Source organism: Vibrio sp. 10N.261.55.F4 (genome assembly GCF_041470465.1).
GTDB classification, from domain to species: Bacteria; Pseudomonadota; Gammaproteobacteria; order Enterobacterales; family Vibrionaceae; genus Vibrio; species Vibrio crassostreae_C.
Genome location: NZ_JBFRMM010000002.1, coordinates 227,388 through 254,362, shown reverse-complemented (window position 1 = coordinate 254,362; position 26,975 = coordinate 227,388). Strand labels below are relative to the sequence as shown.

Annotated in this window: 18 protein-coding genes; 10 read left to right on the top strand and 8 right to left on the bottom strand. The window is 45.7% G+C overall.

Annotated elements, in window-relative coordinates; translation table 11 throughout:
- Positions 1 to 166: 166 nt before the first annotated feature.
- The 3 genes from AB4249_RS01930 to AB4249_RS01920 form a co-directional block, all read right to left on the bottom strand.
- Positions 167 to 3,007, bottom strand: a complete 2,841-nt coding sequence (locus AB4249_RS01930; RefSeq protein ID WP_017067721.1) for an Hsp70 family protein — start codon at positions 3,005 to 3,007, stop codon at positions 167 to 169.
- Between the two features lie 153 nt (positions 3,008 to 3,160).
- Positions 3,161 to 5,149 carry an Hsp70 family protein gene (locus AB4249_RS01925; protein WP_372100851.1) on the bottom strand — a complete coding sequence of 663 codons (1,989 nt, stop codon included), beginning with the start codon at positions 5,147 to 5,149 and terminating at the stop codon, positions 3,161 to 3,163.
- Complete coding sequence (locus AB4249_RS01920; protein ID WP_017091262.1) at positions 5,149 to 5,781, bottom strand: DUF2760 domain-containing protein; 633 nt, start codon at positions 5,779 to 5,781, stop codon at positions 5,149 to 5,151. Before AB4249_RS01920 ends, AB4249_RS01925 begins: the two co-directional genes overlap by 1 nt.
- A 350-nt stretch (positions 5,782 to 6,131) precedes the next feature.
- Between AB4249_RS01920 and AB4249_RS01915 the strand changes: the two genes are divergently transcribed.
- Together AB4249_RS01915 and AB4249_RS01910 are read left to right on the top strand one after the other, a co-directional pair.
- A complete protein-coding gene (locus AB4249_RS01915) occupies positions 6,132 to 7,670 on the top strand; it encodes a diguanylate cyclase domain-containing protein (protein WP_372102243.1) in 1,539 nt (512 codons plus the stop codon).
- A gap of 87 nt (positions 7,671 to 7,757) precedes the next feature.
- Entirely contained in the window at positions 7,758 to 8,288 is a 531-nt protein-coding gene (locus AB4249_RS01910; RefSeq protein ID WP_017060438.1) for a 3'-5' exonuclease, read from the top strand.
- A gap of 122 nt (positions 8,289 to 8,410) precedes the next feature.
- Here the strand turns inward: AB4249_RS01910 and AB4249_RS01905 are convergent, their stop codons facing one another.
- From AB4249_RS01905 to AB4249_RS01895, 3 genes are all read right to left on the bottom strand, one after another.
- The gene (locus tag AB4249_RS01905) at positions 8,411 to 8,860 is read right to left on the bottom strand and encodes a TerB family tellurite resistance protein (protein ID WP_017060439.1); all 450 of its coding nucleotides are present in this window, start codon (positions 8,858 to 8,860) and stop codon (positions 8,411 to 8,413) included.
- A 159-nt stretch (positions 8,861 to 9,019) separates the two neighbouring features.
- Complete coding sequence (locus AB4249_RS01900) at positions 9,020 to 11,047, bottom strand: alkaline phosphatase family protein (RefSeq protein WP_372102242.1); 2,028 nt, start codon at positions 11,045 to 11,047, stop codon at positions 9,020 to 9,022.
- 101 nt (positions 11,048 to 11,148) lie between these two features.
- Positions 11,149 to 11,601 carry a hypothetical protein gene (locus tag AB4249_RS01895; RefSeq protein ID WP_139074307.1) on the bottom strand — a complete coding sequence of 151 codons (453 nt, stop codon included), beginning with the start codon at positions 11,599 to 11,601 and terminating at the stop codon, positions 11,149 to 11,151.
- 81 nt (positions 11,602 to 11,682) lie between these two features.
- Here AB4249_RS01895 and AB4249_RS01890 point away from each other — a divergent pair, with 81 nt between their 5' ends.
- The 3 genes from AB4249_RS01890 to AB4249_RS01880 all read left to right on the top strand — a co-directional run bounded on the left by AB4249_RS01890 (position 11,683) and on the right by AB4249_RS01880 (position 17,891).
- Positions 11,683 to 13,011 carry a MipA/OmpV family protein gene (locus AB4249_RS01890; RefSeq protein WP_017060442.1) on the top strand — a complete coding sequence of 443 codons (1,329 nt, stop codon included), beginning with the start codon at positions 11,683 to 11,685 and terminating at the stop codon, positions 13,009 to 13,011.
- 198 nt (positions 13,012 to 13,209) lie between these two features.
- Positions 13,210 to 17,253 carry an ATP-dependent RNA helicase HrpA gene (gene hrpA, locus AB4249_RS01885; RefSeq protein WP_372102241.1) on the top strand — a complete coding sequence of 1,348 codons (4,044 nt, stop codon included), beginning with the start codon at positions 13,210 to 13,212 and terminating at the stop codon, positions 17,251 to 17,253.
- Positions 17,254 to 17,396: 143 nt separating this feature from the next.
- Positions 17,397 to 17,891, top strand: a complete 495-nt coding sequence (locus AB4249_RS01880; protein WP_017065440.1) for an outer membrane beta-barrel protein — start codon at positions 17,397 to 17,399, stop codon at positions 17,889 to 17,891.
- A gap of 155 nt (positions 17,892 to 18,046) precedes the next feature.
- On the opposite strand, the gene AB4249_RS01875 is transcribed toward AB4249_RS01880, so the two are convergent.
- Positions 18,047 to 18,829: a hypothetical protein gene (locus AB4249_RS01875; RefSeq protein ID WP_017067728.1), complete on the bottom strand. Its 783-nt coding sequence runs from the start codon at positions 18,827 to 18,829 to the stop codon at positions 18,047 to 18,049.
- A complete protein-coding gene (locus AB4249_RS01870; protein WP_136982501.1) occupies positions 18,750 to 19,535 on the bottom strand; it encodes a hypothetical protein in 786 nt (261 codons plus the stop codon). The genes AB4249_RS01875 and AB4249_RS01870 overlap by 80 nt, the downstream gene beginning before the upstream one ends.
- Positions 19,536 to 20,080: 545 nt before the next feature.
- On the opposite strand from AB4249_RS01870, the gene AB4249_RS01865 reads away from it, so the two are divergent.
- The 5 genes from AB4249_RS01865 to AB4249_RS01845 all read left to right on the top strand — a co-directional run bounded on the left by AB4249_RS01865 (position 20,081) and on the right by AB4249_RS01845 (position 26,968).
- Complete coding sequence (locus tag AB4249_RS01865; protein WP_004741595.1) at positions 20,081 to 20,866, top strand: TetR/AcrR family transcriptional regulator; 786 nt, start codon at positions 20,081 to 20,083, stop codon at positions 20,864 to 20,866.
- Positions 20,867 to 21,037: 171 nt separating this feature from the next.
- Positions 21,038 to 23,500 carry an RND family transporter gene (locus tag AB4249_RS01860; protein ID WP_372102240.1) on the top strand — a complete coding sequence of 821 codons (2,463 nt, stop codon included), beginning with the start codon at positions 21,038 to 21,040 and terminating at the stop codon, positions 23,498 to 23,500.
- A 44-nt stretch (positions 23,501 to 23,544) separates the two neighbouring features.
- Entirely contained in the window at positions 23,545 to 24,351 is an 807-nt protein-coding gene (locus AB4249_RS01855) for an outer membrane lipoprotein-sorting protein (protein WP_017060448.1), read from the top strand.
- Between the two features lie 9 nt (positions 24,352 to 24,360).
- Positions 24,361 to 25,569, top strand: a complete 1,209-nt coding sequence (locus AB4249_RS01850) for a hypothetical protein (protein WP_372102239.1) — start codon at positions 24,361 to 24,363, stop codon at positions 25,567 to 25,569.
- 247 nt (positions 25,570 to 25,816) lie between these two features.
- Complete coding sequence (locus AB4249_RS01845; protein WP_372102238.1) at positions 25,817 to 26,968, top strand: GGDEF domain-containing protein; 1,152 nt, start codon at positions 25,817 to 25,819, stop codon at positions 26,966 to 26,968.
- Positions 26,969 to 26,975: the final 7 nt, after the last annotated feature.

Genomic DNA, 26,975 nt, shown 5'->3' with positions numbered 1-26,975 from the left:
ATGAACTGCAACACGGCTAAGGCTCTTAACCAAAAAGCTATAAGTCGATTACACATACCAGCCTTAAGCCACCAATAAAAAAGCCACTTTCAACGAATCGAAAGTGGCTTTTTCTTTTCTTGCTAGCTTCTTTACCATTAGCAACGAAAGCTAATCGTTTTCAAACCTAGTTATTGATTAGGCTTAATCCGCTTGGTAACGCATCACCAAACACACGCTTAGATTCACTCTCAGAAAGCTCAGTCACTTCACTCACTAGTGTTAACCATGAGTCAGGTACCTTGCTTTGCTTAAGCTTCTCAATCACTTGATTGCGATAGTCGTCAGAGATATCAAACTGACGGTCACCGGTTTTTCGACAAATCATCACCGCTGCGAAGGCGATCATCTGCTCTTTCTGCCAGTTCTGTTCAAGCAGTTTTGGTAACCACTGTTCAGCTTGCTCTCTAGGAATTACGCTGTGTTGGCTGCCATACAAAGGCGTTCTTGATGCTAATCGTCCTAGCGCCCACCAGTGAGCCTGTTCAAATTGGTTATGGTTGATCGCTTTGCTTAAGAACCAACTTGCCAGCAGCACTTTGTCTTCAACCTCAAGTTGCTCAAGTGACGCCGCTAAACGGACCATGGCTTCATAACCATTATCTTGCGCATCTTTGGCTGTCTTAGGGTTCTTCATTGCACCTGGGTGAAGGTATTTAGCGATGTCAGCCAAGATACTCTCTTGCTGCTCTTGGTTTAGCCCACCAGCGACACGACGCCAGAATACCCACCAGTCTGTCCAGCCTTGGTGGTTCTTGAACTGAATGTTCTGTTGGTAAAGGCCCCAAATCTGTTCGATACGCCATGAGTCAGTCGGATCGCCAAAGCCAGGACGTAGCGAGTATCCCGCCAAACGTAGCCAGTTCTTCTCGTGTGCTTCTGAGCGGCGACGACGTTTACGACCTAATGAGAAGGTATCAAATAGATGACGAAGGGTCGTGAAGTCCCATTCATCGCGTTTACCTAGTCGCTTCTCAAGATCTTTCGATAGTGTTTTGATCTCTTTCGATTCAGCACTCTTCTTGTTGCCGCTGTACAGGCGAGAAATCAACTCCTTACACTCTTCCAATCTTGGGTGAAGCGCGGAGGTATCAGATTCATCGCCTTGCTTGTTTCTTACTTCAAACTCAAGCAACCAACGCTTAGAGTCATCTTCTATACTCACACACTCCATTTTCAATGTGCCGACTTCGGTTAACTGACAAGCGAGCAGTACTTCGACGCGTTCTTTTTGGTTGGCTTGAAGCTCTGCAGTACCAGACCCTTCCAGCGTAGAAATATAAGGTGGAAGAGGGGAGAACAAGTCGGCATCCACATTGACCATCACACCGTTTTGAATGGCGGTGTCATGAGCAATTTGATCGTGTGTTGAAGTCAGAAGATTAAATCGTACTGGCTCACCTAAAGTCAGCGAGAAACGACGGCTGTTCAAGCGTATCTCTTGGCCTTCTTCGGTTCCTTTGGCAAGCAGACAAAGCGCTTTACCCATCTTGTTTTTCTCTTGCAGATGCAAGAAGTAAGAACGGGCAGCACCGCCACCGATTTTCAGCTGTGCACCGCGGCGTGCTTTACCAAAGGCAACCGCGCCAAGGGCAACAGACCAATCTGGATGAGGGTTATCAAGTACTGTGATAGGAGAACCGTTCCAGTTGCCCAGTAGCTGAGTAATTCGCTCTGTTACCAGTTCACTGTTAAACACACCACCATTGAGCAGCACGCCAACTGGAATTGCAGGTTTGGTGTCATCGAACTCAATAGAGTCTGAGTTTTCCAATGCGGCTTTAGACACTTGTTGGTGCGTTGCTAGGAATTCTGCAACGTGCTTACTCACCGCAGGGTCAGCCACGTAAGGCAGACCAAACTCAACCACAGCACTGCGGCGTTTGTCGGGTGTTTCAGTAAACTCAGAAAGCGGGAAGAAACCTTCCAATGCGATTTGATGGACTTCTTGTTTAGTTAAACCAATACTCTTAGTACCGCCAAGCAGTTTTGAACCGCTGCCCAGCATGGTGATCTTTACATCATCGGGCGCATTGGCAGAAAGCAGGCTCTCTTTTGCGGCGCGAGTCTGTTGAATCAGTTTGGTTAGGCTAGAGGCATTCAGCTTTTTGTTTTGATTGAAGCGTTGCTCTGCAAGGTGGGCAAGGGCTAAATCGAGGTTATCACCACCAAGCATCAAGTGTTCACCAACACCAATACGGTCGAGTGCGAGCTCGTTATTACCGTCGCTGTTCGCATCGAATTTGGCTTCAATTAAGCTTAAATCGGTGGTACCACCTCCAACATCACACACTAGAATCAGTGGGATTTGTTGAAGTTCATCTGCTGCGGTTTGTTGGTGACGGGCATACCAGTCATAACAAACGGCTTGCGGCTCTTCGAGTAATAGAATCTTACCTAAGCCCGCCAGTTCTGCGGCTTCGAGTGTTAGCTTGCGTGCTGTCTCATCGAAGGAAGCAGGAACGGTAACCACAACATCTTGGTCTTCAAGCTTGTTGCTCGGGTTACGGTAGTTCCATGCTTGGCGAATGTGGTTGAGGTAGCTTGCACTCGCCACAACTGGCGAGACTTTATCGACATCTGCTGCGCCTGCCCAAGGCAGAATGTCGGAGTTACGATCCACCGCTTGGTGTGACAGCCAACTCTTAGCACTCGATACTTGGCGGCCTTCAACCTTAGCGCCTAATTCACGTGCCCATTCACCGACGATAACGTTCTTAATATCGCCTTCAACGGGGCTTGGTTCCCACGGCATTGTCAGGTCAGAAGGGGATATTTGACCTTGTGCTGGGTGGTAACGAAAGGATGGGAGTAAGGGCTTGCGAACCACTTCACCGGGGCCGATGAGTTGGTCAATATCGAAAAGAGAAACGGGAGCATGTTGTAGGTCGTCGTTGATTTCACAGTAAGCGACAACCGTATTGGTTGTACCTAAGTCAATGCCGACTAAAAAACGAGGAGTTGCCATACAAAACCTTATTCTTCCAGAGTGATGACCAGTTTTTTGATAGCTTTGGTCTTATTGTTGTTATTCGTAAACGTCATTCCTGAGAAACAGGCAGGACTAGATTGAGAAATGCATTGATAAAGTAACGGCACCCGCTAAGGTGCCGTTGATTCATTATGCTTGTTCGTTTGAGTCGTTATTCGAGTCTTCACGAACATCGAACTCAACGTGCCACTTCTGACCGTTGTCAGTAGCAATCGCTTCTAGGTGTAAGGTGCCTAGCTCAGTAACGCGAGAAGCCAAAGTCACTGGAACCACTTCACCTTCGCGACGGCCTTCAGAAACCGGCAATGTCACTTGGATTTCAGGAAGCTCATCAAGCTCTTCAGGCGCCCAGTGATCAAGGTGCGTACCCGCTTCATCTTCACGACGAATGGTTGAACCGAAGAACTGGAAGTGTACTGGCTGACCAATCACTAGACCGAATTCTTGGCTAGGTACTTGTACGCTTGAACCTTCTTCCATACCAAATGGTGCAACACACAAAGCTTCCATCGGAGGAGCCATACCTGGGATAGCTGGCATCGCGCTTTCAATTCCTACGTAGTAAGAAGATGCGATACCACCACGGATACGAACGCCTTGGCCACGACGAACTGCGCCGTAGTAAGAAGCGCCACTTGCAACCGCTAGGTCTAAGTCTAAACCTGAAAGTTGTTTAGCAAATTCAGCATCTGCATTAATTAGCCATTCATTGATCGTGTCTGAAAGACGATCAGCAAGTAGGTTAGATTTTAGAACACCACCATTGAACAGTACCGCTGTTGGTTTGATGAAGTCTGCCGCTGGCGCTTCTGACCCTTGCGCTTCTGTACCGGGCATACCGGGCATGTTTGCAAACGGGTTGAAATCTTGCTGAGCGGTTTCACTATTTCCAGAAAGCGCGTTCGCTTGCTTAGAAAGGAATGCAGCAATGTGACGAGTAATACCTGCGTCTTGAGCGTAAGGCAGACCCATTTGAGTCAGTGCGCCACGCGTCTTTTGTACTGGGTGCTCAGTCACCGCTACTTTCGGGAAGAAGCCATCAACCAATGTTTGTTGTACTTCTTGCTGAGTTAGATCTGTTTTCAGTGTTGCGCCCAGTAGTTTAGAACCACGGCTTGGAACAACGATTGGCACAGATTGAAGCTCAGCATCGTTAAGCAGTGCTTCTTTCGCATCACGACACGCGTGAGTCATTGCTTGAACCTGCCAAGGAGCCAGTTCTTTACCTTCTTGAGCCAGTTTCATCTTCAGACGGTAAGCCAGAGCTAAGTCCATGTTGTCGCCGCCCAGTAGGATATGTTCACCTACAGCGATACGGTTCAGGCTTAAGTTGCCTTCATCTTGTGTTACTTCAACTAACGAAAGGTCAGTCGTACCACCGCCGATATCGACAACAAGAACGATGTCACCAACGTTCACTTCATCACGCCATGTGTCGTTGCTGTTATCAATCCAGCTATACAGTGCTGCTTGAGGTTCTTCAAGAAGTGTCAGGTGAGTGAAGCCAACATTACGCGCAGCTTCTGCTGTTAGGTCACGAGCCGCAGGATCAAACGAAGCAGGAACCGTGATCGTTACATCTTGGTCTGCCAGTTTGTGTTCTGGGTTAGCGTGGTTCCAAGCATCTTTAAGGTGCTCAAGGTACAACTCAGTGGTCTTAAGCGGAGATACCTTTTCAACTTCTTCAGGGCTGCCTGCAGGAAGGAACGCATCACGACGGTTCACACCACCGTGGCATAGCCAAGATTTTGCACTTGCTACCAAACGGATAGGGGTTTTCGAACCTAGGTTACGAGCAATCGCACCGACTAGCGCTTTTGGCTCAGAAGACCAAGGAAGAACGCGAGATCCCGCATTCATTTCATGTTCGTGCGGCTGGTATAGGAACGAGCCAAGTTGGCTGCGAGTTTCTACTGTACCTGGAGCCGTCAATTGAGGGATTGGCATCACCTCAACGCGAGCGTCTTCATTGCTTGTGTCGATGAAAGACAAAACGCAGTGTGTGGTACCTAAATCGATACCAACACTGAACTTAGGCGCTTGCTCTTGTGAATGCATCTGCGGCGTATGTTCTTGAGAAGAAGACTCGTGCGATGATGGCTGAGTTTGGTGTTCCATTATAGCTCTACCTCTGCCGGTGCAATTACAGATGCATCGTAGTTTTCAGCAAGCTTAGGCAGGTTCATGTCAGTTGCTTTCCAACCTTTGTGAACCAATGTGCCGTTGAATGGTGCATTGCCCGTTACGTTGCCTGTTAGGCGAATTTCTTGAGGATTGAAACCTTCAGCGATAGTGATACGTGTTTCTTCATCTTCAGTGCGGATGTGAGACAGCGTTACGTAATCGGCTAATACTTTTTGACCGCCAGTGTGAATAACACGAGCAGCTGCGCCAACTTCTTCATCAGAGAATGACGTTAGGTCTTCTTTTAGGAAGTCAATTAAACGAGCTTCTTGCTGCATGATAGACAGTAGCTGCATTGCAGAATCTGTTGGTGCTGTTGCCAGCTTAGATTCAACTTCTACTACTTTTTCGATCACACGTTCAACTTCAACAACTTTCTCTACTTCGACAATTTTCTCAACTGGCTTTTCAACTTCAACGATCTTTTCTACTGGTTTTTCTACGACTTTCTCAACCACTTTGGTTTTACGAGAAACGGCAATTAGCAGTAGTAAAACGCTTGATGCAGTTAGGCCTGCGTGAAGCATATCAAACGTTTGTGGGATTAGGTTCAAATCAACGATCATAGTGATTTCTCTTTAAAATTGATTTAACGGTATATTCGTCGGTTTAAAGGAATATACAGGTTGGAAAGAAACTCAGTGGCATAAGGCCGAAATGGTCACTTTCAAGCTATAAATATGGGTGGATACTAGCATATTCAAGGCTTAAGGGCTTTATTTAATGTTTTCAATAAACTGGCTTTTTGGTGAGTTAGCTTGAAAGTTAATCGAGATTTGTTGGTTTATTAGCCGCAAATGTCCATGGGTTGTAAATAGTGTTAGTTTTATCCCATTGTGAGAGTCAAAGATAAATAGAGCCTAGCATTCCGGCAGTGTATACTTTCGACTCAAAATAACATCATATGGGAAGCTGTATGCCCCACACTACCGACCCTATAACAGGGTTGAAGAAACGAACTTTGCCGTTAGTTGTCTTTTTTGCCACATTTTTGATGACGGTGTTGTGTTTTGTTTTGGTTGCGGCGAATCAAAATAGGTCTTTGAATGAGAATCTGGATAGCTTTGCTCAGCATCAAACGCTCAGTTTAAAAGCGTTTATTGATAACGATGTCGCTTATATCGGTTCCGGTGCGAATTTTTTCTATTCGAATGATGTCGATAGTCGGGATCGATTTGATCGTTTTGCTCAGCAAACGATTAACGGTTCGAAAAGCCTGATCGGATTGCAGTGGATGCAAAAAGTGGCGGTACAAGATATCGCCGCGCACACCGCCAAAATGAAAGCTCAATACCCATCCTATAGAATGTTTACTATCCCTAAACATGGGCCAAAAACTTATGGTTATGTCTTGGATGGCGAGCCCGTATTTATCGCGACAGATATTTATCCGAATGATCCAGTGAACAACGGTGTTTTGGGTTTTTACTCTTCTCGTGAGCGGTTTAATCTGGTCATTGATAACATTAAAAAAACACGTGAAGCGAATATTTCAGACAAAGTTCGTCTGTTGCAAGACGGTTTAGACAGCAACACACCTAAGAGCGGAATGTTGGTCTACCACCCTGTGTTTGATGGTCAAACGGACAATTTGTTAGGGGTTGTGATTGGTGTTGTTCGTACCACATACTATTTTGAGAAACTTCTGGCGTCTACTGTCGGCGATATGGACGTTTATGTGCGTGTTACCGATAGCGGTTTTGAAGCTGAAGATGCCCCGATAATGTTCGAAACCAATGGTTATGAAGCGGTAACTGGGCAGCACATTACAAAGACGATTACATTAACTAACCGTGAATGGATCATCGACTTCAAGATAGATGCATGTATTTCATTTAATGGTTACTTAGTGTTGGCGGGAATCGGAATAGTTGGTACCACTATCTCATTACTGCTTGCTTATATTGTGAACCTGCAAATTCGAGAGAAAGAGCGCTTGTATCGAATGATTGATGAAAGAACAGAAGAACTTCGCTTTCTTGCCAATCATGACAGTTTAACGGAAATTTATAATCGCCGAGCTTTTAATAAGATGCTTGGTCAATCGATACAAAGCGATAAGCCGTTTAGCTTAATAGTGTTTGATGTTGATAAGTTTAAAGAGATCAATGATAAGTTTGGGCACCCAGCCGGTGATGCGTTACTTATCCATGTGATTAAGGTTATCTCAGTGAGCTTGAAGTCTGGAGATAACCTATTCCGGATGGGAGGGGATGAGTTCGGTATCATTTCGAGCATCACTGAACATGACTCATTGTCTCGCTATTTAGAATGTATTTTAGAGAAGGTGAGTGAGTCTCATTGCGAGCATTCTGGCCAGCTATTGAGTTGTACTCTAAGCATCGGGGCTACCATCCGCACTAATGAAGACATTGAAGCGCTCCTTCAAAAAACTGACAGCATGTTATACCTAAGTAAGTCAAATGGCCGAAATCGAGTCACAATTGCAGGCTAAATGAGCACTTGATGCAACTGGGGTCGAGTTCTTTATTAGGCTCATGTACAATTTCACGAAATTTTTGACGAGAGAATTAGGCGACGTATGAATCACAATCGAGTGGTGTGTTTCGATTTGGAAATGTGCTGTTGGAGCGAAGACGGTGTAGGAACAACAGGGGAGATCATTGAAATTGGTCTTGCTGAGATCGATCTTGTATCTGGAACCATCGTGAAGCGCGCGCAATATTACGTTAAGCCCGAAAAAGACGAAGTCTCTCTATTCTGCGCCGAGTTAACGGGTATTACACCTCGTAAAATCGAAAAGCAGGGTCGCCCATTAGAGTCTGTTATCAAGTCGATGATTAAGAACTTCGGTGGCCCAAAGAAAATCTATGCAGCGTGGGGACGTGACGACCTTATCTTACACAAAGAGTGTATTGAGAAAGGTATCGAGCCTCCGTTTAGCGAGTTCTTAAACATCGCAACGCTTTACCGTGTTCAGAATCGCTTGAAAGACAAACGCATTGGTCACCGCGCTGCTCAAGAAGCCAAAAATATTGAGTGGGAAGGTCGTCAGCACTCGGGTTATGTCGATGCTTATAATCTTGCGAAACTCACATTAACTATGTTGTAGCTAAATTTTTAGCTCCTCTCAGCCCTGTTTAGTCAGCTTTCAGTTTACCGATTCAAAAAAGCGACCGGTTTCTTAACCCGTCGCTTTTATTTATTTCAGTTTCCAATTCATTATTTCAGGCACTAATTTTCGCCTAAAACACTTAACTTACTCTTGATGAAGTCACAGTGGTCGACGTAGAGCAGTTCTGCTGTTTTACGGATCACAGAATCTTCGATAGGGTCAATTTCCCCGTCGGCATGCGCTACTTCCCACATCGCTTTGATTAAGTCGATTCGCACTGGCTGAGATAGGTCTCTGAGTTGCGATGTAAAGTCATACAGCGATACTGATTGCTCTACTTTCGGCTCTGCTTGCGCGAGCAGTACCTTTGCTTGTTCTTCATCTAAATCCAGCAAACGCTGCAGAAGCTGTAGCTTAGCGACTCTTTCTGATTCATTGATCTGATGGTCGGCACCCGCGACTTCACACAACAAACTCGCGATGGCGATATTAGGTGATGTGCCTTGGTTTTTGCTTAGGTCCTGGCCTTCAATCAATTGTTTAAACATTGATGTGAGAGAATTGAACATAACGAGCTCCAGTTAAAATTTGTATCGAGTTCCGTAACGCTAATAGCTATCAACTATAAACATAACCATAAGCATAACTATTGGGTCTACAGAGTGTGATCGCAAGCGTCTTTACTAAAAACTGACATTACGGATACGCGAGCGATAAGGAGCATTTTATCAATCGGGCTCTGGGAAACGGGTAATTTTACCGTCGCCACTGAGTGTCGTGATCGATTGCGGTTTCCCATCAGTGTCTAGCCTCAATTCTCCAATCGCACTGCGGTTTGAAAGGCGATAGAAGGTCTGATTGTCAGGGCTTCGCTTTTCGATCTTCAAGCGTTTACGCTTAGTGAAGTAGTTCAAAACTGAGCGAGGGCTGTATAACAGGCGGTCCCATACATCGCAGAATTTAAGCAGCGGAGCAGGGAACTGATTTTTAATACCACTGCAGGTGATTTGATAGATGTTCGGGCTGTTGCGACGATACCTAAGCTTGATGTCATAAGCGAAGGAGTAGTGAACATCGCCAGAAAGTACCACGAAGTTGGTTGGTGTTTTGGTATGTGTAAAGATACTGATCAGCGTATTCGCACTGCCCGGATGTGCCATCCAGTTTTCAGCATCTATCACTAATGGCTTGCCGATTGTGGTCGCCATCTTTTGCAGTGTTTCAATAAACTTCACGCCAAACATCGGTGCAGCAGAAACGATCACCACTTTATCTTGATTCATTAACTGATGTTGAAACTCAATCAGGGCTTCCCAGTCCATCAAACCTGAAGGTTTATTCATGCGTGACTCTGAACGCCAACGACGCGTACGAGTATCCAACACAATGACTTTAGGTGAGCTATCTATTGTGTAATGCCAACCTTCAAAGCGACTTAACATCTCAATGAAGGCTTGATGCTTGTCTGGCTCGATGTTGCCAATAGAGTGAGTAGTCGCTGCATTGCCGGCTTCATTATGAGTTTGTTTACTAATGCGCGGTTGTTTAGTAATGAGCGGTTGAGCGACAAAAAGCTGTTTTGCTTGCTCGATAAACGTTTCATCGAAGCTCTCCGGTTTGTTACCCCAACCTTGACACATCCAGTAAGCCGCAAGGCCGTTACCAATGACTTGGGTCGCGAACTGGTTTTGGTCGACGGCATGCTCCCAACCCACGGTAAGGTTCCAATCATCCGTCACATCGTGATCATCGAAGATCATGTACGTTGGAATATGCGCGAACAGACGTTGCACTTGCGGTAAGCCAGCAATGAAATCATCCATGATGACGCTTTCATCACGCCATTGTTGCTGCTCAGTCGGTGTTAATTGGCGTCCACCTTGAGTGAAGTTATTCTCAATTAAACGCTCTCGATTGACGCATTGCCACAGTGTCGGAGACCAAACCAATAAGTACATCGCGATAAACTCAGACAGCGTGACCAAGTGGTTTTCACAATCGGTAGAGCTAAAAATCGGCACGCCACGGTTCGGGAAGAACTTATCGATCATCGATTCTGAAGCGGTGTGGTGCGGCAAATAGTGATGACGCTGGTATAAGTGGTATTCACTGTTATACAGATCGTCACTGCTGTTTATTTGTTTAATTTGCGAGTCAGTCGGTAAGCTTTCGCCTACAAGGCCAAGCAGGTGAATCACTTGTTGAATAGCATCAAGTGTTGGGCCTGCCACATGGTCGGCGTAGATCTGATCGCCGCTCATCATCAGCATGTCGGGTCTTTCAGCGACGGTTTGATCGGCCATCTTGTTATCGGCTGCAACTAGGCTGTCTTTGCTTGGATGATGCGGGTTGCGGCAAGAGCCATGAAGAATGTAATCAGCTGAGGTCGATATCTTAAACTCAACGCGAGATTTACCGTTGTAAACAAGGTGAGGGGCGAGCTCTTTTAGTGAACCTGACTCAGTGTGAATATCATATTCAAGCCGCGTATTAGTCGGAAACTCACCTTGTAAGCGAATTAGCGTTATCCACGCATGTGTACCGATTTGAATCGAATCATGTTCTTCAAGCGATGAGGTATAAAACGGCTGGTATTGTGCTGCTTCAGAATCGTCTATTTCTTGAGTATGAAGCTCGGCTCTGCCTGTAAGAGGCGAGCTGGTGGCTAACCAAAGTACTACTTCAGTCGCGGTGGTTTTTCTTAAAATGGGTCCGGCGAGTAACAGGGGAAGAGATGATGTCGTAGAGGGTTTCAATACGGTACCTAAAATCGTTGGTGGCTAGTCGTCGTGGTGTTCTTTTGTTTCGAGCTTGTTCGTGTCTGGCTTTGTGGTTCCAAGCGTTGATGCTTCAAATTCTACTGAGTCAGATTCTGTTGATTATGCTCTGCAATCTCAGGCTCTGTCGTTTCAGATTCTGTTGATTCAAGAACTTCGATAACTTCTGAGCTAGAAAGTTCATGGCCCATTAGAAATATTGCCAATAGGGCATCGGCTTTGGTCTTGGTATCGGAAGGCTCGTCTAATAACAGTTCGAGCTTTTCTCGAATCATAGCAATCTCGTGCTCAACAAAGCCACGGCCTTCTTCATCCCCTTGATTGTCTTCAGGGGCATTATCGAATTCAAGAAATAGCATGTCACCGTCTAGGTTGGTATTCACCAAACGCTCAGGCAACCACGCCTCACCCATAACAATATCTGGATCGGAATCTTTGGGTAAGTGATCTATAATGTTTTGTAATTCGGAGACTTTCACAATACTTTCATTTAACCGAGAATATTCTACATTGTAACGGTCAATGCCGAGCAAACCTAAAAATAGTTAGCCGTCATGGTTAATAAATGTCTAATCAGTAAAACAATATTTTTTTCAAAGAGTAATTACACAAGAATGAAGCTCAAATATTTACCGACTCTTCCTTCATCTGGATTGGTTTTACTAGGTAGCGCTTTCCTAAGTGGCATTTTCGTAAGTGCTAATGCGTGGGCCGCTGAAGAGCAAGAGTGGGGCATCGCTGCAATGTTCCGTACAGCAAGCATCCCTTATGACACGTCTGGTGGCGACCAATCGGTTAGCTCATTCGTACCGATGCTGTTTTTCAAGAACGATTATGTGTTTATTGACGGTACTGAGATGGGGGTATACCTCTATCAAACTGACGATGAGAAGTGGTCTTTCAATGCTATCTCTCGCATGCGCTTTATTGATATTCCTGCATCTGAGCAGAACGCGATTGAAGGCGATACGGCGGACTTTGGTGCTCAACTGACCTACCAACTTGATGATTCTTGGTCTGTCGAGACGGAGTTAATGAGCGACAGTGAATACAACTTCCACGGTAACTTACGAGCTAAAGCCAAGTATGAAACTGGAGATTGGGAGTTTTACCCGAGCGCGACGCTGCGTTATAAAAGTGCTGATTTCAACAGTGAGTATTACTCCGCATCTAATGAAACCATTGGTGCTGGTGTTGACTTAAATGTTGGTGTTGAAACGCGTTACCATGTGGTTTCTAACTTGTACTTATTGGGTTCAACCAGTGTGACTCGATTGGACGATAACGCTTACGATTCTTCGATTGTTGAAGACCGTTATCAAGGGGAATTGTACCTTGGCTTTGGTTTCTTTAACGACAAAGAGAAAGCGCCAAAACCTAAACTGAGCAATGCGCCGTACTTACGTGTCGCACACGGCTGGGGAACGCCATCCAATATTGGCGACATCATGAAGTTCAATCGAGAGAAAGACGAATACAACAACCAGTTGACCTCGTTCTTCTATGGACACCCGTTAACCGATGAGATCTTCGGTTTGCCACTGGATATCTATTTAACCCCAGGTATTGCGCACCACTGGAGTTCAGACGTTCAATCAAGCAGCACCGAATACATTATCGCAATCAAGGCGTACTACACCTTTGATTGGCCAACTCAGTGGCGTGTTGGTGTGGCAGAAGGTATGTCTTACATCGATTCGATTACCTATATCGAAGGCTCTGAGATGGACCGTAAAGGTTACACCGCAAGCCATCTATTGAACTACTTAGACTTCTCATTCGATGTCAACGTTGGCGACTTGATTGGTAAGAATGACTTGAACAACTTATGGTTCGGTTATTCATTGCATCACCGTTCTGCAATCTTTGAAAAATCCTCTCAGTATGGTCGTATCAAAGGCGGTAGTAACTACAACACGGTTTACTTCCAATATGAGTTTTAAGCGCAGTTTTTAACGTTAGCTTTAAACCAGAGTTGACTAAGTACGAATTACATTTGATTGCGCTTTCATAGCTCCTGCGAGTGTTAGCGAGATTAATCAGCCTGATAGCTAAAGGTTTTCCCTTTGCTGTCAGGCTTTTTTGTTTGAGACTTGTGATATAATCGCGCGAGTTTAATAAGTACAAGAATAGGACACGCTTTGACTTCGTCTCCGGAAAAAGCAGATAACAACAAGAATGCAGCACAGCCAAGTTCTTCACAGAGCAAAGCGAAACCAAACCAAGCTGCATCGAAAAAATCTGCTGAACAATCAGCGACAAACAACAAATCATCTCAGAATAGCCCAGCCTCTCTTCGTAAAGCGCTCAACGAATGTATGATGCGCGATCGCTTCCGTTTGAGTAAGCGAATTGCTGGTGCGAGTAAAATTAAGAACGAACAAGCTAAGCACGCTGTCTTTGATGAGATTGCGTTAGACATTGCTAAGTCAATGATGACGGCAACTCAGCGCGCGGCACAGAAACCAACGATTGAATACCCAGAAATTCTCCCGGTTAGCCAAAAGCGCGAAGACATCGCGAAAGCCATCGCTGAAAACCAAGTGGTTATCGTGGCGGGTGAAACGGGTTCGGGTAAAACCACTCAGCTACCAAAAATCTGTTCTGAGCTTGGCCGCGGCCGCTTTGGCTTAATTGGTCACACTCAGCCCCGTCGTCTTGCGGCGCGTTCGGTTGCGAACCGTATTGCTGAAGAGATGGAAACACAGCTGGGTGAGTTCGTTGGTTATAAGGTTCGATTCAACGACCAGATTTCTGACAATACCCAAATCAAACTGATGACCGACGGTATTCTACTGGCGGAGATTCAACACGACCGTTTCTTAAATCAGTACGACACCATCATTATCGATGAAGCGCACGAACGTAGCCTGAACATCGATTTCATCATGGGTTACCTGAAAGAGTTACTGCCAAAGCGTCCTGATCTGAAAGTGATCATCACGTCGGCAACCATCGATCCAGAGCGTTTCTCTAAGCACTTCAACAATGCACCGATCATTGAAGTGTCTGGTCGTACTTACCCAGTTGATACGCGTTACCGCCCATTAGGTGGTGATGAAAGTGATTCAGACCGCGACCAAATCGAAGGCATCTTTGAAGCCGTTGATGAGCTGTGTGATGAAGGCCTTGGCGATATCTTGATCTTCATGAACGGTGAGCGAGAAATTCGTGATACCGCAGATGCATTAAGTAAACGCAACCTTCGTGATACCGAAATTGTCCCGCTTTACGCGCGTCTATCGGCGGGTGAGCAGAACCGTATCTTCCAGTCTCATACTGGTCGACGCATCGTTCTGGCAACCAACGTGGCAGAAACCTCGTTAACCGTTCCGGGCATCAAGTATGTTATCGACCCGGGTACGGCGCGTATTAGCCGCTACAGCTATCGTACTAAAGTACAACGTCTACCGATTGAGCCAGTGTCTCAAGCGAGTGCAAACCAGCGTAAAGGTCGTTGTGGTCGTGTTGCAGAAGGTATCTGTATTCGTTTGTACTCTGAGGAAGATTTCGAATCACGCCCAGAGTTTACTGACCCAGAAATCCTTCGTACTAACCTAGCGTCTGTAATTCTTCAGATGACAGCGCTTGGTCTAGGCGACATTCAAGCGTTCCCATTTGTTGAAGCGCCCGATAAGCGCAACATTCAAGACGGTGTAAGGCTGCTTGAAGAGCTTGGTGCGATCGCCACCGTTGAACCGTCAGCGAACAAAAACAAGAACCACGGCGACGACAAGAAGAAGCTAACCGCGATTGGTCGTAAGCTGGCAAAACTGCCTATCGATCCACGTTTAGCGCGTATGGTAATTGAAGCGCCACGTAACCGATGCCTACACGAAGTGATGGTGATCGCGTCTGCGTTGTCGATTCAAGATCCGCGTGAGCGTCCATCAGATAAGCAACAATCGTCTGATGACAAGCACAAGCGTTTCTTCGATAAAGAGTCTGACTTCATCACGTTTGTGAACTTATGGGATTACATCAAGCAGCAGCAAAAAGCATTGTCGAGTAACCAGTTCCGCAAACAGTGTAAGCAAGATTACCTCAACTATTTACGTATCCGTGAATGGCAAGATGTGTACTTCCAAATTCACCAAGCAATGCGTGAGCTAGATACTAAGTTGAATACAGAACCGGGCAGCTACGATGGCATTCACATGTCACTGCTATCAGGTCTGCTTTCGCACATCGGTATGAAAGACCAAGAGAAGAATGAGTATCAAGGTGCACGTAATACACGCTTCCACATCTTCCCTGCGTCTGGCCTATTTAAGAAACAGCCTAAGTGGATCATGTCTGCGGAGCTGGTAGAAACCTCAAAACTTTGGGGCCGTGTTATCGCGAAGATTCAACCTGAATGGATTGAACCGCTAGCGAAACACCTGATTAAACGCAGTTACAGCGAACCACATTGGTCGAAGAAACAAGCAGCGGTAATGGCACACGAAAAAGTGATGCTTTACGGAATCCCAATCGTACCTAAGCGCCTTGTGAACTACGGCGCGATTGATGCCACCGTCAGCCGTGAGTTGTTTGTACGTAGTGCATTAGTAGAAGGTGAGTGGGAAACCAAACACGCTTTCTTCAAGCAGAACCGTAAGCTTCTACAAGAAGTCGAAGAGCTAGAGCATAAATCGCGTCGTCGTGACATCTTGATCGACGATGATGAACTGTTCGATTTCTATGACCAGCGTGTTGGTGAAGAGGCGGTTTCTGGCCGTCACTTTGATACATGGTGGAAGAAGACCAGTCAGAAAACCCCTGAGCTGCTTAACTTTGAAAAATCGATGCTGTTCCGCGGTGATGCTAGCCACGTTACTGATTTGGATTACCCGAACTTCTGGCACCAAAACGATATCAAGCTCAAGCTGAGTTACCAATTTGAGCCGGGCGACGATAACGATGGTGTAACGGTACACATTCCGCTGCCTATCTTGAACCAGATCGACCAGAACGGTTTTGATTGGCAGATCCCGGGTCTACGTCAAGAGCTAGTAATTAGCTTGATTAAGTCGTTACCTAAAACGCTACGCCGTAACTTTGTACCTGCGCCAAACTACGCAGATGCATTCTTGGCACGTGTGACACCGCTTGAAGCACCGTTACTGGATTCTCTTGAGAAAGAGCTACGCCGTATGACGGGTGTGGAAGTGGTACGTGATGACTGGAAGTTAGACCAGATTCCAGAGCACTTAAAGGTAACATTCCGCGCTGTAGATCATCGCAAGCGTAAGCTGAAAGAACAGAAAGATCTGCATGAGTTGAAAGAGAGCCTGAAAGACAAGGTTCAAGAAACGCTTTCTAAAGTGGCAGACGACGATATCGAGCAGCAGAACCTGCACACGTGGAGCTTTGGTGAATTACCAAAAGTCTACCAACAGAAACGTGGTGGCTACGATGTTAAAGCCTTCCCTGCGCTGGTGGATACCAAAGACAGCGTAGAGATCAAACTGTTCGAAACCGAGCAAGAGCAAATCTCGGCAATGAAATCGGGTCAGCGTCGTTTAATCTTGTTGAACGTGCCATCACCGATCAAATACTTGCACTCGAACCTGCCGAACAAATCGAAACTTGGCTTGTACTTCAACCCATACGGACAGGTACTCGATCTTATCGATGACTGTATCGCTTGTGGTATTGATAAGCTGATTGAAGAGAAGGGCGGTTTGGTTTGGGAACCAGAGCAGTTTGAAGCTCTGAAAGAACACGTACGTGCAGAGCTGGGTGATACCGTAGTAGAGATTGCTCAACAGGTTGAAACCATCCTAACCACGGCATTCAGCATCAGTAAAAAGCTGAAAGGACGCGTGGATCTTTCTATGGCATTCGCACTTTCTGACATAAAAGCTCAAGTAGAAGGTTTGATTTTTAAGGGTTTTGCCACAGAATGTGGGTGGAAACGCTTGCCGGATATTCTACGCTATATGAGAGCGATTGAACGCCGCATGGAAAAACTGCCAATTGACCCGAACAAAGATCGTCTTCACATGATCAAAGTTGAGTCAGTAATGAATGATTACAAAGAACTGCTGAATAAAATTCCAAAAGGGATCGCGGTTCCAGAAAATGTAAAAGAGGTGCGTTGGATGATAGAAGAGCTTCGTGTAAGCTTCTTCGCACAGCAGCTCGGTACGCCTTACCCAGTATCAGATAAGCGTGTTAAAAACGCGATTGATGCTTGCTAAAGGAATAAAGCTAGACGCAATGGCAAGGTTTGGGTATAAATCTTGCTTGTTGCATTACTAATTGAATAGTTATTACATACAGGGCGACTTGGTGGCAATTTATTACCACTCAAGGCCTGCCACTAGGACGAAAAAGGTCGAATATGAAAAAAACGTTATTGGCACTAGCACTACTAGGTGCATCTTCAACAGCAATGGCTGATTCTTGGTTGTACGGCGGTGTAATGGGTGGTCAAAACTCATTCGCTGGTGAAGATGAAAACGCGGTGGGCATCCACGTAGGTACAGGTATCCTTCCACTAATCGGTGTTGAAGCGGGTTACTGGGATCTAGGTTCTTTCGGCAGCGTTAATTACGGCAACCGCGATCTTAAGAATTTAGACGCAAGCACTGCTTACCTAGCGATTAAACCAAGCATCGATTTTGGTCCTCTTCACGTATACGCGAAGGGTGGTCTTCACTCTTACGAGCTTAAAGCTGATGGCTTCAAGCAAGACGATGTTGATATCATGTACGGTGTAGGCGCTGAATACTTCATCTTTGGTCCACTATCTGTAGGCGCTAGCTACCAAAACTTCAAAATGAAAGATGACGACTCTGGCGTATTCACGCTAAACGCAACTATCCACCTACTGTAATTACTTGCAGTCAGTGACAGACGTACCGTTGGTCACGGATATTTGTAGAGTTCGTAAGAATTCGTAAAAAATGCCAGCTTGATAGCTGGCATTTTTGTATCTGTTAACCGTGTAATCGCTACTCTGTTTTCTTATAACAGATAGCAAGCGGATGGTTATTTTTTACTGTTCAGAATACGCTGAATTCTTGGGTTAATCGCTTTACCGTGTTTACTTTCGTACTCTTCACGTTTTAAATCGTTCAGGTTCTTTACAGAGTTAGCGGCAAGAAGGAATTCTGGTAACTCAGTTTCAAGCATGCCTTTCTCATCTAAACGTTTTGCTTCCAAGTAGTACTTCTTAAACAGACCATCCAGCTTGTTTTCAGCCGTACGCTTCAAGTCATACAGTTTGTTCTGAATCAGCCATTTTTCAATTTTGTTGGCAGCGGTGCGAGACAACACACGGATACGGCTATCCAGCAACTCTTCTTCAGTTAAAGAATCTTTCAGGATCCACAGCTCACCCATTTGCGGCGGCCAGCTGTTGCCAAGCTGAATACGTTCGTGGCAGTGCATTAAAACGCGGTTAAGGCCGTCTGAATCAACAGAGTTGGCAAACTCAATGAACTTACCGCTTGGCTCACTACCGTACTGATATTCCCACTGCGTTTCGTACACGCTCAAGAAAGAGCCGAACACGTGAATACACCAATCGGTTAGTTCCAGCTCTGCAGGATCTTGATCAACAACAGGTACTTGTTGAGACGCACCAGAATCCGCAGCTTGTGCAGCCGCTACTTTCACTTCGGTACTTTGCGCTTCAATCACTTCAGGTACTAATGGACCTGTAGCGTCAGGTACAACAGGTTGAGCTGGCTCAGAAGGTTGGCTTTTTGCCTTTTTGAATGAGCTGCTGCCTGAAGCGTTCAGATGGGCTAAGCTTTTGTCTATACCCATTTCCTTGAGCTTGTCCTGCATTTCCTGAATATTGAGAGGTCTTCTGCTGTTGTTGTCTTTCATTTTGCTTCTCGTTAACTAGCCAGTACTGCAGCTTGGATTCAATCCGAGATAATGGCATTAATTCATTGGCTTTGGCTTTATACCAGAGGACAAATTTCTTCCATACTAAACTATGGTCACCGGTCAAACCGGAGAATTTAAACGCACGTTCTGCCCATGATGGTATCTCTTCTTCGTTGAGGTCATGAGTAGAGACGGTGTTGCTGTTCATTGAGCCTCGACCTTGTGGGCGAGGGGCCTGCTGCATATGTTGCATTGGTGCCGGAGCAGGCTGAAACTTAGGTGCAGGTGCAGGTGCAGGTGCAGGTGCAGGTGCCGTAGAGTAGACCGGAATACTATTGGTCGGTTGAACCTCAACGTGCGCCGCAGTTTGCTCTTGCTCAATGAGCATTTTGAAAACGTGAATCTCTTTTTTATCCCGATAATCTACTTTTACCTTATCGAGAAAACCTTGGTCGACTAAACACTTAAGACAGTCGGCTAAACCAAACGTAGAGAGAGCACAAAGTTGACCTGCTGTTTGTAGGCACACATTGGTGTAGCCGAATTCGTCAGCACCGTCTGCAAGCATCAATAAAACCAGCTTTTCTGCAGGGCTAGAAGTATTCACTTGCCAAGCTAAATAAGAATATTTGGCGCTCAATATCGTGTTCTCAAAAAAGGTAAGTCGTTGTCACTATTGTAAGTCACCCCTTACCGAATTTATAGCAACTTAACAGAAAACGGCATTAGTAAGCCAAATATTGACCATAAGGAGACGTCTGCCCCATAAAGTAAGCCTACAGTCATTCATTCTTGTGGTTTAAGCTAGGAATCATTGGGCATGAATACGCATAGCAGCTTAAAGTGCCTAAATTCTTTGTTAGGTTAAGAATGCCCAATTCGCGTCCACATTCTGTTGGTCACAATACAGGTCTTCTTTTAAAGTCTTATCTTTAGGTCAACTATTGATGATTTTCTTAGCTATATCCCATTTATTCTCTTTCCATTCACAAAATGTATTTAATTTATAAAACCCCTTGATATGATCAATATTTGCGCTATTATGACGATAAGTCAGAAATGACGAAGCGTCACAAAATGGTTAACTACATGAATTTACTATTCGTGTTAATATATTGGATAGGAGTGTTTTAAATACTGGCGAAGCTTAGATAACGGCTAAGCTCATATACGGACTAAAAAATTATGTTTGGCTTTGGTTGTAAAGGCGATAAACAAGGTATCTTTGGTTGCAAAGGCGTGTTGTCTAAAAAGCAGCAGTCTATTGCAGACCGAGAAGTAGAGTTGATGTTGTTAGCAAAAGATCTGGTTCGAGAACAAGGGTTCGGAAACCTCACGATGGACAAGCTAACGGCAGCGAGCTCTTATTCTAAAGGTACGATATACAATCACTTTTGCAGCAAAGAAGACGTCGTTTTAGCGTTATGTATTCACTCTCTCAAGACAGAAGCAATGATGTTTGCTCGCTCTGGAGAGTTTGAAGGCAACACACGTGAAAAGATCGTCGCATTGCACGTTGCTTACCGAATCTATGCTCGCATGGAACCGGTACTATCAACCTGTGCGATCATGGCTAAAAGCCCGTGGGTACTAGAGAAAGCGTCTAGTGCACGCGTCGCCGAGATGAATGAACTGGAAGAGTTGGTGATTGAACAATGCGACTCTATGGTTAACCAAGCGGTAGAAGCGGGTGACCTAAAGTTCTCTTCTGGCGTTGGCTCAGATGCCATCGTTTTTGCTAACTGGTCAATCGCATTTGGTTCAAATGCCTTGTCACAGAACGCATCAAACAGTCATTGTATTAAGCGGTTACAAGACCCGTATTCAGTATTACACAACGCGAACATGATTCTAGACGGCCTAAATTGGCAGCCCCTTTCTAGTGACTGGGATTACCGCAAAACTTGGCGTCGTGTAGAACAAGAACTGTTCAGTGAAGAGATCGCTTACTTAGAGTCTGTAGGTCGATAGCTTCCGTTAAGCCCACACATGTGGGTTTATTAATAACCATTTTTGACGATTCGTCACAAACTTGAGACTGACCGACTGTGGTTGCTGTTTTCTTGAGTGTTTGACTAAGCATTGTGTCTTTTGTCAGCTTCGGCTGGCTTTTTATGACACAAATATGACGAATCGTCACAAATGGAGACTGTGATGAAACATGACAGCCAGAAGCCCACGTTCGATCAGCAAAACCGAGATAACCCTAATGCTGATAGCGCAAACACAGATCTAAACAGTTGGCACTCAATACCTACCAAGCGTTCGTTTATCGTTCTGCTGGTGGTGTTTTCAATCATCATTCTCTCTGCATTAGGGGCTAAGAACCTCTACTTTAGAGGGGACTACAACATCTTCTTCGAAGGCACCAACAAGCAGTTGATGGCGTTCGATGAAATCCAAACCACCTTTGCAAAAACCGACAACCTTGCGATTGTTGTCGCACCTGAAGATGGCAATGTCTTCACCCCTGAAACTCTCACCCTGATTCAAAATCTCACGGTTGATGCGTGGCAGATCCCGTATTCAAGCCGTGTCGATTCCCTTGCTAATTATCAGCACACCGAAGCCATTGAAGATGATCTTTTGGTAGAAGACTTGCTGTATGAAGAGTACGAACACACACCAGAACGCATCGCCAAAGTAAAACAGATCGCCCTTAACGAGCCGTTGCTTAAGAATGCCTTGGTGTCGGCCTCTGGCGATGTGACGATTGTGAACGTCACCGTGCAACTGCCAGAAGTGGACAAAACCGCAGAAGTGCAAGAGGTGATTGCGGCAATCAATACCATGATCGGCAAGTACCAAGCTCAGTATCCTAATGTCGAATTCCATAAAGCGGGCATCATAGCCATGAACAACGCATTTATGACTTCGGCTCAAGAAGACAGCTCAACGCTCGTTCCCTTAATGCTGTTGGTGGTACTGGTGTTCCTGACCTTTATGCTGCGCTCGTTCTTTAGTGTGGTGGCGACGCTCATTGTGATCATCTCTTCGATTGTTGCCACCATGGGATTGTCTGGTTGGGCAGGGATGTTCTTGAGTACCGCAACCGTGAATGTGCCAACCTTGGTTTTAACTTTGGCGGTGGCTGATTGTGTTCACGTGATTGTGACCATGAGACAAGCGATGCAGCGCGGTATGGAGAAAGCACAAGCCATTCAATACAGCATCAAGCTCAATGCGATGCCGATTCTGATCACCTCGGTGACCACTGCGATTGGTTTCCTGATGATGAACATGTCGGACTCACCAGTGCTGCGTGATTTCGGTAACTTATCGGCACTGGGTGTACTTATTGCGTGCTTCTTGTCTGTGACTATGTTGCCAGCGTTGCTAAAACTGCTGCCAGTCAAACGTCTACCTGCCAACCCTAAGGCGGCAGACAAATTCACCTTCATGGATAAGCTGGGCGATTTTGTCGTAACTAACCGTAAAGCACTGCTGCCGATTTCTACGCTAGTGATTGTTGGCGCTGCCGCGTTAATTCCGCTCAACAAAGTCAACGATGAATCAGTGAAGTATTTCGATACCTCAAGTGAATTCAGACAAGCGGCCGACTTCATGGAAGAGACCGTAAGCGGCATGACAACCCTCAGTATCGCAGTGAAAACTAACGAGTCTCAAGCGATTGCTGATCCTGTGTTCTTGCAAGCGATTGGTGACTTTACTGAGTGGCTACGTGTTCAACCAGAAACCGACCATGTCGCCACGCTTTCTGATGTTTACATGCGTTTGAACAAGAATATGCATGCCGACGACGACAGCTACTACAAGCTTCCGCTGAACCGTGAACTTGCCGCGCAATATCTGCTGCTTTACGAAATGTCTCTGCCGTACGGCTTGGACTTGAACAACCAGATCAACGTCGATAAATCATCGATCAAAATGGTACTCACCGTCGATAACCTTGGCAGCGTTGAGCTAGTCGAACTCGAAGAGCGCATTTACTCATGGTTTGCAGCCAATGCACCGCAATATGAAGTGGTGGCTTCGAGCCCGTCACTGATGTTTGCTCATATTGGCGAAACCAACATGGCGAGCATGCTATCAACTTTGCCTATCACCCTAGTGCTTATCTCTGGCTTGATGATCTTTGCATTGCGCTCGGTTCGCTTGGGCATGATCAGCCTAGTGCCCAACATTGCGCCTGCGATCATTGGCTTTGGTTTATGGGCGCTTATCTCAGGTGAAATCAACCTCGGTTTGTCAGTCGTGGTCACGCTCACGTTGGGTATCGTGGTTGATGATGCGGTGCACTTCTTGAGTAAATACCAGCGCGCAAGAATCGAAGGGAAATCAGCAGAAGAAGCGGTTCGATACGCTTTCCACACCGTAGGTCGCGCTTTGTGGATCACCACTGTTGTGCTAGTGGCCGGTTTCTCTGTACTGGCGATGTCGAGCTTCAGACTCAACTCCGACATGGGCTTACTCAGCGCGATTGTGATTTTCATTGCGCTGGTGGTCGATTTCATCTTGCTACCAAGCTTACTGATGATCTTCGACAAACAGACCCACTATTCAGCTAAAACTCAGCACGAATCAAAGCCAGATACCAAGTCGCAGCCTAGATCGACAGCCGAACTGACTACTTCGACCAAATAAGGAAACGTCGGCCTGCTGCGGTGGGCTGACTCAAGGAGATATTTATGAAAAGCGTTAAACAAACATTCGCTACTACATTACTTACTGTTAGCTCGTTGGCACTGAGCACATTCGCCGCTTTCCCAGCATTAGCAGACCCAGCGAAAGGCTTAGAAATTGCCGAGCAACGTAAAGCGGTCGATGTCGGGTGGGGCGATTCTGTCGCAACCATGGAAATGCTACTTCGCAACAAACAGGGCGAAAGCAGTACACGTCTGATGCGATTGAAATCTTTGGAAGTCGATGACGATGGCGACAAAGGCTTAACCATTTTTGATGAACCACGCGACGTAAAAGGCACGGCTTTCCTAAACCATTCGCACATCACCAAATCCGATGACCAGTGGTTGTATCTTCCTGCACTCAAGCGTGTAAAACGCATCTCTTCACGCAACAAATCTGGCCCGTTTATGGGCAGTGAATTTGCGTATGAGGACTTAAGCTCGTTTGAACTTGAAAAGTACACCTTCAACTACATTGAAGACGCGAAACTGGAAGGCGTAGACACCTTTGTTTTAGAGCAAGTACCGACCGATAAAAACTCAGGCTACACCATGCAAAAGGTATGGCTAGACCAACAGCACTACCGCCCAATGAAAGTCGAGTTTTACGACCGCAAAGGCGCACTGCTTAAAACTCTATCGTTCCAAGATTACAAACAGTACCTAAACCAATACTGGCGCGCACACACCATGGCGATGCAAAACCATCAAACAGGCAAAAGCACCGTATTAACCACGACAGATTTAGTGTTCCAGACCGGTCTTAAAGACAAGGATTTCCAAAAGAACACACTAAAACGTGCGAAATAAGGCAGGAATATGAAAAGGATTGTGGCAACAGGAACCCAATTATCCTTAACCTTGGCGGCGACCGTCGGGCTTATGCAGGTGTCGTTGCCTTGTGTGGCGGCAGGCTTTAGTCCTGATATCGCAGGGCAGGTTAACCTTGAACATAGGCAGTTCTTTAGCGACGGCTTTCAAGGGCAAGACAAAGGACAAAGCTCACTGGTGTTGCAGCCAGAGTTTTACTGGGAGCAACAAGAGGACAACGGCAGCATTACCTTCACCCCGTTTTATCGCCTAGACAGTGAAGACGATGAACGAACTCATGGTGATATTCGCGAAGCCTTGTATTTAACCTATTGGGATGATTACGAACTGCGAGCGGGTGTTGGAAAGGTATTTTGGGGCGTAACCGAATCGGCGCATTTAGTGGATGTGGTAAACCAGACCGATGCCATTGAATCGGTCGATGGCGAATCCAAGTTAGGTCAGCCTATGGTGCACTTCACCTCGATAAAAGAGTGGGGCACCATAGACGCCATGTTACTGCCGTATTTTCGTGAGCGTACCTTCGCAGGCGAAGACGGTCGATTAAGGCCAACCGTGCCAGTATCGGACGATGCGCTTTACGAATCTTCACGAGAAGAAAAACACGTTGATGTGGCATTGCGTTACAGCCAAATGTACGGTGATTGGGATGTCGGTTTAAGCTACTTAGGCGGCACAAACCGCGACCCTTATTACCGTGTGGAAGGCAATCAACTCAAGCCATACTACGCCCAAATGCAACACTTCGGATTGGATGTTCAAGGCATTATCGGTGACTGGTTATGGAAGCTGGAAAGCATTTATCGCGACAGCTACGACAACCATACCGGCGTGGCGACAGGCTTTGAATACACTTGGGTAGGGGCGCTTGAATCGTACTGGGACATCGGCTTCATTGCGGAATACTTGTATGACAGCAGAGGTAACAATGCCCAAACCATCGGCCAAAACGATGTGTTTCTTGGTGCTCGTTTCGCCTTGAATGATGAAGACGGCACCGAAGTGCTTACAGGCATTACTCAAGACTTAGATAACAGCGATGTCTACAGCGCGAAGCTCGAAGCTTCAAGCCGCATCAATAACAACCTCAAGTGGCGATTGAACGCTTGGTTGTTTGAGAACGAAACCCCAGAAGACTTGTTGTTCTTCGCTCGTAAGGATGATTTTGTTGAACTGGCGTTGGAATACTATTTTTAGTCTTTACAAAAAGTTAGTATTTCCAACCATTTAGCATTTCCAAAAAAATTGGCATTTCCAACAAGTTAGCATTTCCCGAAAAGTTAGCATTGGTTTCGTGGGGCGCTCTTGCTAAAGGGGGCGTCTCAGATTTAAGAAGCGCAATATTTAGAATGTTTAATGTCATCTTTTTATAAAATAGAGCAAATAATCGAATAGTCCCAAAGGTAAAATGGTTGTATTTTTCGAGTATCTATAACCTCCGAATATGCATGTAAATCGTGCTGGTGGTATCGGCCCTAAGGGATTTATGAATTTATTTAATTGGGATAAAAACTTTGAAACAGGCATTGGTGTTGTAGATGAACAACATCAATACCTTGTTGGTTTTATCAATCACTACGGAAATCTTTTGTCAGAGAATACTATCTCTATAGACGACATTAACATCGCTTTACTCGAACTCGCGCGCTATGCAGAATTTCACTTTAAAGAAGAAGAATCTTTGATGAGAGATTGCGGTGTACATGAGTTACACATTGAAGAACACATCAAAGTGCATCGTGTATTTAAGCAAGATATCTACGGTATGCAAGCTTTCATCTTAGAAGAAGATCAGGTGTCAGCACGGCAGTTATTGGACTTCCTCATCCATTGGCTTGCTTACCACATCCTCGGCATCGACCAAAACATGGCGCGACAAATGACCGCGATAGAAGAGGGCGCGACACCTCTGCAAGCCTTTGAAGCGGAAGAAAAGCAGCAAGATTCTGCGACTGTCCCGCTGTTGGCTGCGCTTAACGGCCTGTTTGAACAAGTCTCTGAACGAAACAAACAGTTGTTACGCTTCAACCAGTTACTCGAAGATAAAGTTGAGGAACGTACGGCAGAATTAAAAAGAGCGAATAAGAGACTTGAAGAACTGTCATTAACCGACTCTCTTACTAATTTGCATAACCGTCGTAGTGCTTTTAAACAGTTAGCGCTGCATTGGCAAGACTCCAAAGAACTGGGCATGCCTTTAGTGTGTATTATGATTGATGCCGACCACTTCAAGCGCATTAATGACACCAGCGGCCATGATGCAGGCGACTTGGTGCTACAAACCCTCTCGCGTGAACTGAAAAACACGTTCCGTAATGATGATATTGTTTGCCGGTTAGGTGGCGATGAGTTCTTGGTTATTTGCCCAAACACCGACCTTAAAGGTGGGATGTACATCGCGGAAACCGCTCGACAGAAAGTGTCTGAATTAGAGGTTGAAACCAGTCATCAAGTTTGGATTGGCAGTATTAGTGTCGGTGTCGCTGAAATGACCCAAGAATTCGAAACCATGAACGAATTGATTAAAGCGGCGGATGAGTCCGTCTATTTAGCAAAAAACGCAGGGAAGAACAGCGTTTGTTCTATTCAGATCTAGCCTTCAG